We start from the raw sequence: 6,655 nt of genomic DNA, 5'->3' as shown, positions 1-6,655 counted from the left end.
CCTCGACGCGGCTCACCCGCGCCAGCAGGCCGCGCTCGCGCAGGGCGCTGGCGAACAGGGCGCCCGCCCGCATCGGGCCCACGGTATGCGAGCTGGAGGGGCCGATACCGATCTTGAACAGGTCGAACACACTGATGGCCATGCCGATTCCTCTACTGGATCAGCGCGAATAAGCGCTTTGCAGCGGATTGTCCGGTGGTCTCCCTTGAGAAATCTGTCCAGATCCGACCCGAAAATGCACCTGTCCACCCCGCGCCTGGACCTTCCCCACAATTAGCGGGGATCAAGCTGTGGATAACCTGTAGACCTCTGGCCAAGGCCCAGAACCTTCGCCACATCCAGGTCTCTGGCTGTTTTTTGAGCCATATCAGCAGCTTGGGACCTGCATTGCCCCCATAAACTGTGCAGTGCACTGTGGATAACGTGTGGGCGCCCCGCTGCAGGACCAGCGGAGCGGGCCTTCCGAGATCATGATCAAAAAATGATCAATCAGTAGGGGGCAGAATAATTAAATACTTATTTAAATTTTGTAACTGCTGCTCCGACTCGCCCAGGGGCTTGATATAAAAAGTCCCGCTTGCTTTTCGATCAACCTTCTCCCGAAATCCAGCCCGGATCAGCCATTTTTCGGAGACCTCACATGACTCCCGGCACCCACGCAGAAGCCGAACTCGTCGTACAGGCCAGCGACTCCGCCAAGGCCTTGTCGCTTTCTCCCGCAGACGACTTCCCCGAGGTGTTCTCCACGTCCCGCATGATTGCCCTGATGGAATTGGCGGCAGCCCGCTGCATGAAACCGCTGCTGTCCGACGGCGAACTCTCGGTCGGCGTCGGTGTTGATATCCGCCATCTGGCCGCCACGCCTATGGGTGTGCGCGTACATACCCGCGCCACCTATGTGGGGCGGGAGGGCAAGTTGTACGCGTTCAAAGTCGAGGCATTCGATGACGGTGGCCTGATCGGCGAGGGCCATCACACCCGAGCAATCGTCAGCACCAAGCGACTGCTTTCCGGCGCTCACGCGCGCAACAACCGCTGATACCCGCAACGGAGTTCCCATGAACGAAGCCACCCTGACCTACCGCGGCGCCGTGTACCCCTGGCACTGCGACCACATGGGCCACATGAATGTAATGTGGTACGTAGGCAAGTTCGATGAGGCCACCTGGCAGCTCTTCACCCACCTCGGCCTCGCGCCCTCGCGCTTGCGTAATGACAGCGCCGGGATGGCAGCCGTCGAACAGCACATCGAATATCGCCGCGAGTTGCACGCTGGGGACGTGTTGTCCATCCGCTCCCGAATCCTCGAGGTGACGGAAAAGGCCATTCGCTTCTGCCACGAAATGGTCAACGACGAGACGGGGGAAGTAGCCGCGACCACCACCCTCGTAGGCGTGCATCTGGACACTCAGATGCGCAAGTCGAAGCCGCTCCCAAGTGAAGTGCGGGAGCGTGTGCAAGCCTGGCAAGCACCGGCCTGACCCCGGGCAGATTCCCCCCTAAAACGTGAACCAAGCGTTGGACAAGCTGTACACGTCTCACTGCTCACCAGACAGGCCGGGCGTTTGGCTTTCAGAGTGTTTTCTGAGCATTTTCAATCGGCTGCCAGCAGAACCGCACACAAAAACTGTGTGCCCCTTTGTGGATAAGCTGTGCGATGAGTGCTCTGCGCCATGGCTGCCGGGGGCGACCGCCTGTTGCTCACAATTCACTCAATTGTTCAGCTGGCTCAGGCAACTTTGAGCGGCCCGCATCACGCGTTGATGGGTCGCCTGCGGCAGCGGTGCCTTCTGCGCCTTCATCGCTTCCAGTTCGACCGTGCTGGACTCGCTGCCGACCTTGTCTGCAGCGCACGCACAGTAGCGCCGCAGAGTGTCTGCCGGCACCTCGGCCTGGGCGCCATTCACGCAATCCTCAACGAAACGCTCGCGCTCCCCCGCAGGCCAATCACCCGCCACCGCAGGCAAGCCGATGAGCATGGAGACGAACAGGACGATCAGTTTCCGGTAGCGCATTTCTGCTCCTCCTCTATGAGCACACCGCGATATACGTGCAGGCACTAATAATGTGAGGTCGCCAGCCTTGGCTGAGTTCCTCTTACCGGCCCTAGTGCATTTCCCCGAATCCCGTGAACGGCCGTACGGATAACCTGTGTGCGCCCGGCTAGAGCCCGTAGGAGCCGACATGCGCAGGTCGTTGAGCATTTTTGTTCAGACGACCGGCATTCCATCCCTTGAAAAGGATGTCGCCTCAAGGGAAATTTCTGACCGTATCCTGGCGTAAAGTTAGCGCTTATGCGCCAGCCCCTCGCCTGGGCGCTCCGGCGATCGGACCAAAGGAACAGGACATGACCGACCAGACCCAACAATTCGCCAGTGACAATTACTCCGGCATTTGCCCGGAAGCCTGGGCCGCCATGGCCGAGGCCAATCACGGCCATGAACGCGCCTACGGTGACGACCAGTGGACCGCCCGCGCGGCCGACCACTTCCGCCAGCTGTTCGAAACCGACTGCGAAGTCTTCTTCGCCTTCAACGGCACGGCCGCCAACTCCCTCGCCCTGGCCTCGCTCTGCCAGAGCTACCACAGCGTGATCTGCTCGGAGACGGCCCACGTCGAGACCGACGAATGCGGCGCGCCGGAGTTCTTCTCCAACGGCTCCAAGCTACTGCTGGCCAAGACGGTCGACGGCAAGCTGACCCCGGAGGCAATTCGCGAGATCGCGCTCAAGCGCCAGGATATCCACTACCCCAAGCCCCGTGTGGTGACCCTAACCCAAGCAACAGAAGTGGGCACCGTGTACCGCCCCGAGGAGGTCCGCGCCATCAGCCAGACCTGCAAGGAGCTCGGCCTTAACCTGCACATGGACGGCGCCCGCTTCGCCAATGCCTGCGCCTTCCTCGGTTGCTCGCCGGCCGAGCTGACCTGGAAAGCCGGCGTCGACGTACTGTGCTTCGGCGGCACCAAGAATGGTATGGCGGTGGGCGAGGCCATCCTCTTCTTCAACCGCGACCTGGCCGTGGACTTCGACTACCGCTGCAAGCAAGCCGGTCAGCTGGCTTCGAAGATGCGCTTTCTTGCCGCCCCCTGGGTGGGCCTGCTGCAGGACGACGCCTGGCTCTATTACGCCAACCATGCCAACGCCTGCGCCCAGCTGCTCGCCGAACTGGTGGCCGACGTGCCGGGCGTCAGCCTGATGTTCCCGGTGGAAGCCAATGGCGTGTTCCTGCAGATGTCCGAACCCGCCCTGGACTACCTGCGTGCCCGGGGTTGGCGCTTCTACACCTTCATCGGCGCCGGCGGCGCACGCTTCATGTGCTCCTGGGATACCGAGATGGACCGCGTACGTGAACTGGCTGCGGATATCCGTGCGGCCATGGCGGCATAAGACTCTCTCCGGCGGTAGGGGCGAATTCTCGCCAACCAGGCCAAAGGCCTGCCCAGCGTTTCCTGGGGCCGCTTTGCGGCCCTTTGCGAATGAATTCGCCCCCACAGTAAAACCCCTCCCGGCTGCTTACCCCCGATTTCCGTGGAGTTTCCTGTGGACAAGCTGTAGAGCCCATGCCGCAGGCCACGATCGGCGGCACATCCAGGGCTCTGGATGTTTTCTGATCTATTTCAACAACTTAAGTATCACTTGCGCACAAAAGCTGTGCAGCGAAACGTACACAAGCTGTGGATAAGGAGCTCGGGGCCCCGACCAGCATGGCGCGCAGGCTCGCGATCAGTTTTTGCACAGTGATCCATGACAAGAGATTCCTTCTCGGCTATTGGCGTCAAAAAGACCGACCAGGCTCCGTTACCTTCAAAATAAGTGGATAAGTCTGTGTGTAAGCTGTGCACTCGAACAAAGCTCTCAAGCCCAGACGTAGCAAGGCATTCAGCGCCTTTTCTCGGCCAAATAAAACGACTGACGCGAAACTTGCACACAGATGCTGTTTGTATCGCTGTGGAAAACCTGTTCGCCGATAGCTTAAAGCCTTTATTTTCAGCACGTTAAGCCGACTGATCATTCATTGCCCTACGCTCCATAAACCCGTTGAATGCAGTCTTTTTCCTATCTCCAGCGGCAAAAAGTGGCTTATTACCCACAAAGTGCGTGGAGCGTTCTGTGGACAAGCTGTACAGGGAACGCTGCAGCCCAGCAATGACAAGGCTTGCCGGCACTCGGTCATTTTTTGAGCTTTTTCAAAGACTTGCGGATCAGGTCCATGGACCACCCTGCAATCCTGCGGACCTGGAGCCCCTGCCTATACTGGAAAAACCCCAGCGCGCGGAGGTGCTCATGGCGAACTACACAGTGGAAGCCATCCGAACGATTGCCCTGGTCGGCCATGGCGACAGTGGCAAGACCAGCCTCACCGAAGCCCTGCTGCACCGCAGCGGCGCCATTGCCAACATGGGCAGCCTGGAGCGCGGCGATACCGTCTGCGACTTCGACCCGTTGGAGCGCGAGTACCGTCACTCGCTGGCTTCGGCCCTCGCCCACTGCAGCCATGCCGAAGCCGAACTCAACCTGATCGACACTCCCGGTTACCCGGACTTCATCGGCCAATCGATTGCCGCGCTTGCAGCCGTGGAAACGGCGCTGGTGGTGGTGAATGCGCAGAACGGCATCGAACTGACCACCCGCCGAATGATGGCGCTGGCCGCCGAACGTGGTCTCTGCCGCATCCTGGTGGTCAACAAGATCGACGCCGAAAGGGTCGACCTTCCTGCCCTGCTCGCCAACCTGCGCGAGACTTTCGGCAAGGAGGTCCTGCCGCTCAACCTGCCAGCGGATAACGCCAGTCGGGTTGTGGATTGTTTCTTCGCCCCCTCCGGTGATGCTGACTTCTCGTCCGTTGCCGACGCGCACCAGGCATTGGTGGATCAGGTGGTGGAAGTGGATGAGGAGCTGATGGCTCGCTATCTGGAACAGGGCGAGATCAGCCCGGCGGAACTGCACGAGCCCTTCGAGCGCGCATTGCGCGAAGGTCACCTGATCCCGTTGTGCTTTACCTCCACGCGCACGGGAGCCGGCATCGATGAGCTGCTGGATGTCCTGGCGCGGCTGGCACCGAATCCGAACGAGGGCAATCCCCCCCTTTTTCTCAAAGGCGCCGGAGAGCAGGCCAAGGCCTTCCGCGCCGTACCCGACCCGCAACGGCATGTGCTAGCACATGTGTTCAAGGTGGTGATCGACCCTTTCGTGGGCAAGCTGGGCATCTTCCGCGTGCACCAGGGAACCTTGCTGCGGGATATGCAGCTGTTCGTCGGCGACGGGCGCAAGCCGTTCAAGCTCGGCCATCTGCTGCGCCTGCAAGGCAAGCGCCATGAAGAGGTGACGCGCCTGATCCCCGGGGACTTCGGCGCCCTGACCAAGGTCGATGAGGTCGAGTTCGACGCCGTGCTCCACGACTCCCATGACGAGGATGAAATCAGCCTCAAGCCGCTGAACTTTCCGGCGCCTATGCAGGGCCTGGCCATCGAAGCCAAACGCCGCGGCGATGAGCAGCGGATCGCCGAAGTGCTCAACCGGATCCAGGCCGAAGACCCCTGCGTGAAGCTCGATTACCTGCCCTCGACCCAAGAGACCGTACTGCGCGGCATGGGTGAATTGCACCTGCGCTACCTGCTCGACCGCATCACCGGTACCTACAAGCTCGACGTGGAAACCCGTCCGCCGCGCGTGCCCTACCGCGAGGCCATCACTCGCCCAGCCGATGGCCACAGTCGCCACAAGAAGCAGACCGGAGGTGCCGGCCAGTTCGGCGAGGTGTTCCTGCGTGTCGAGCCTCTGCCTCGCGGTGCCGGTTTCGTCTTTGCCGATGAAGTGAAAGGTGGTGTGATTCCCTCCCAGTTCATTCCTTCAGTCGAAAAAGGCGTGCGCTCGGTGCTGGCCTGCGGTCCATTGGCCGGCCTGCCTGTGGAGGATCTCAAGGTCACCGTTTACGACGGCAAGCACCACCCGGTGGACTCCAAGGACATTGCCTTTCAGTCTGCAGGTCGCAAGGCGATGCTCGACGCCCTGCGCGCCGCCGGGGAAATGGTGTTGGAGCCGGTCGTGTCGATCGAGATCAGCGCCCCGGAAGCGCGACTGGGCGATATCACCACCGACCTGATCAGCCGCCGTGGTCAGGTCACCGGCACCGAGTCGCTATCCCAGGGCATGGCGTTGATCCACGGCCAGGTACCACTGGCAGAGCTCGAAGGTTATGCCGGCCGGCTCAAGGCGATCACCGCCGGGCATGGCGCGTACAGCATGCTGCTCAGCCATTACAGCGCCGCGCCCCAGGATGTGCAGCAAAAACTGGCCGGAGCCTACAAAGCGGTGCAGGAGGAGGATTGAGCCAGCAGGTCGCCGGCACGCTTTTCCTTGGGTGCGAATTCATTCGCCAAGGGCGGAGCAGTTGCCCCTCAGGCTCGAAAGGCAGCTCTATGCCCTGCTGTGCGAAAGAACGCCTACCCACCAAGCAAATGCCGCCCGGTATTTTACCCCCGGACCCCGTGGACCGACCTGTGGATAAGCTGTTCGCCCCTGACTGCAGGCCACGGCGCGCGCGGTTCCTGGAGAGCTGATTGTTTTATCAGCAGTTTCAACGAGTTACGCAACAGGTTGCACACAGGAACTGTGCACCGATGCGCCCACAAGCTGTGGATAGATGGCGCCAGC

Annotated in this window: 6 protein-coding genes; 4 read left to right on the top strand and 2 right to left on the bottom strand. The window is 61.0% G+C overall.

Translation table 11 applies throughout. The features are described from left to right. On the bottom strand, window positions 1–142 hold a 142-nt coding region (locus tag J7302_RS24710; protein ID WP_285899577.1), incomplete at its 3' end, for a serine dehydratase beta chain. Between the two features lie 498 nt (window positions 143–640). Here J7302_RS24710 and J7302_RS24705 point away from each other — a divergent pair. Together J7302_RS24705 and J7302_RS24700 are read left to right on the top strand one after the other, a co-directional pair. Then, window positions 641–1,039, top strand: a complete 399-nt coding sequence (locus J7302_RS24705; RefSeq protein WP_215381063.1) for a thioesterase family protein — start codon at window positions 641–643, stop codon at window positions 1,037–1,039. A 19-nt stretch (window positions 1,040–1,058) separates the two neighbouring features. Continuing rightward, window positions 1,059–1,481 carry an acyl-CoA thioesterase gene (locus tag J7302_RS24700; RefSeq protein ID WP_215381061.1) on the top strand — a complete coding sequence of 141 codons (423 nt, stop codon included), beginning with the start codon at window positions 1,059–1,061 and terminating at the stop codon, window positions 1,479–1,481. A gap of 231 nt (window positions 1,482–1,712) precedes the next feature. On the opposite strand, the gene J7302_RS24695 is transcribed toward J7302_RS24700, so the two are convergent. Beyond that, window positions 1,713–2,015: a hypothetical protein gene (locus J7302_RS24695; RefSeq protein WP_215381059.1), complete on the bottom strand. Its 303-nt coding sequence runs from the start codon at window positions 2,013–2,015 to the stop codon at window positions 1,713–1,715. 332 nt (window positions 2,016–2,347) lie between these two features. Between J7302_RS24695 and J7302_RS24690 the strand changes: the two genes are divergently transcribed. Further along, window positions 2,348–3,388 carry a threonine aldolase family protein gene (locus J7302_RS24690; RefSeq protein ID WP_215381057.1) on the top strand — a complete coding sequence of 347 codons (1,041 nt, stop codon included), beginning with the start codon at window positions 2,348–2,350 and terminating at the stop codon, window positions 3,386–3,388. Between the two features lie 897 nt (window positions 3,389–4,285). Further along, a complete protein-coding gene (fusA, locus tag J7302_RS24685) occupies window positions 4,286–6,331 on the top strand; it encodes an elongation factor G (RefSeq protein ID WP_215381055.1) in 2,046 nt (681 codons plus the stop codon). Window positions 6,332–6,655: the final 324 nt, after the last annotated feature.

This window comes from Metapseudomonas boanensis (assembly GCF_018704125.1).
Taxonomy (GTDB): Bacteria; Pseudomonadota; Gammaproteobacteria; order Pseudomonadales; family Pseudomonadaceae; genus Metapseudomonas; species Metapseudomonas boanensis.
Note: the sequence above shows the minus strand (reverse complement) of the source record. Positions and strands in the feature narration are given on the sequence as shown.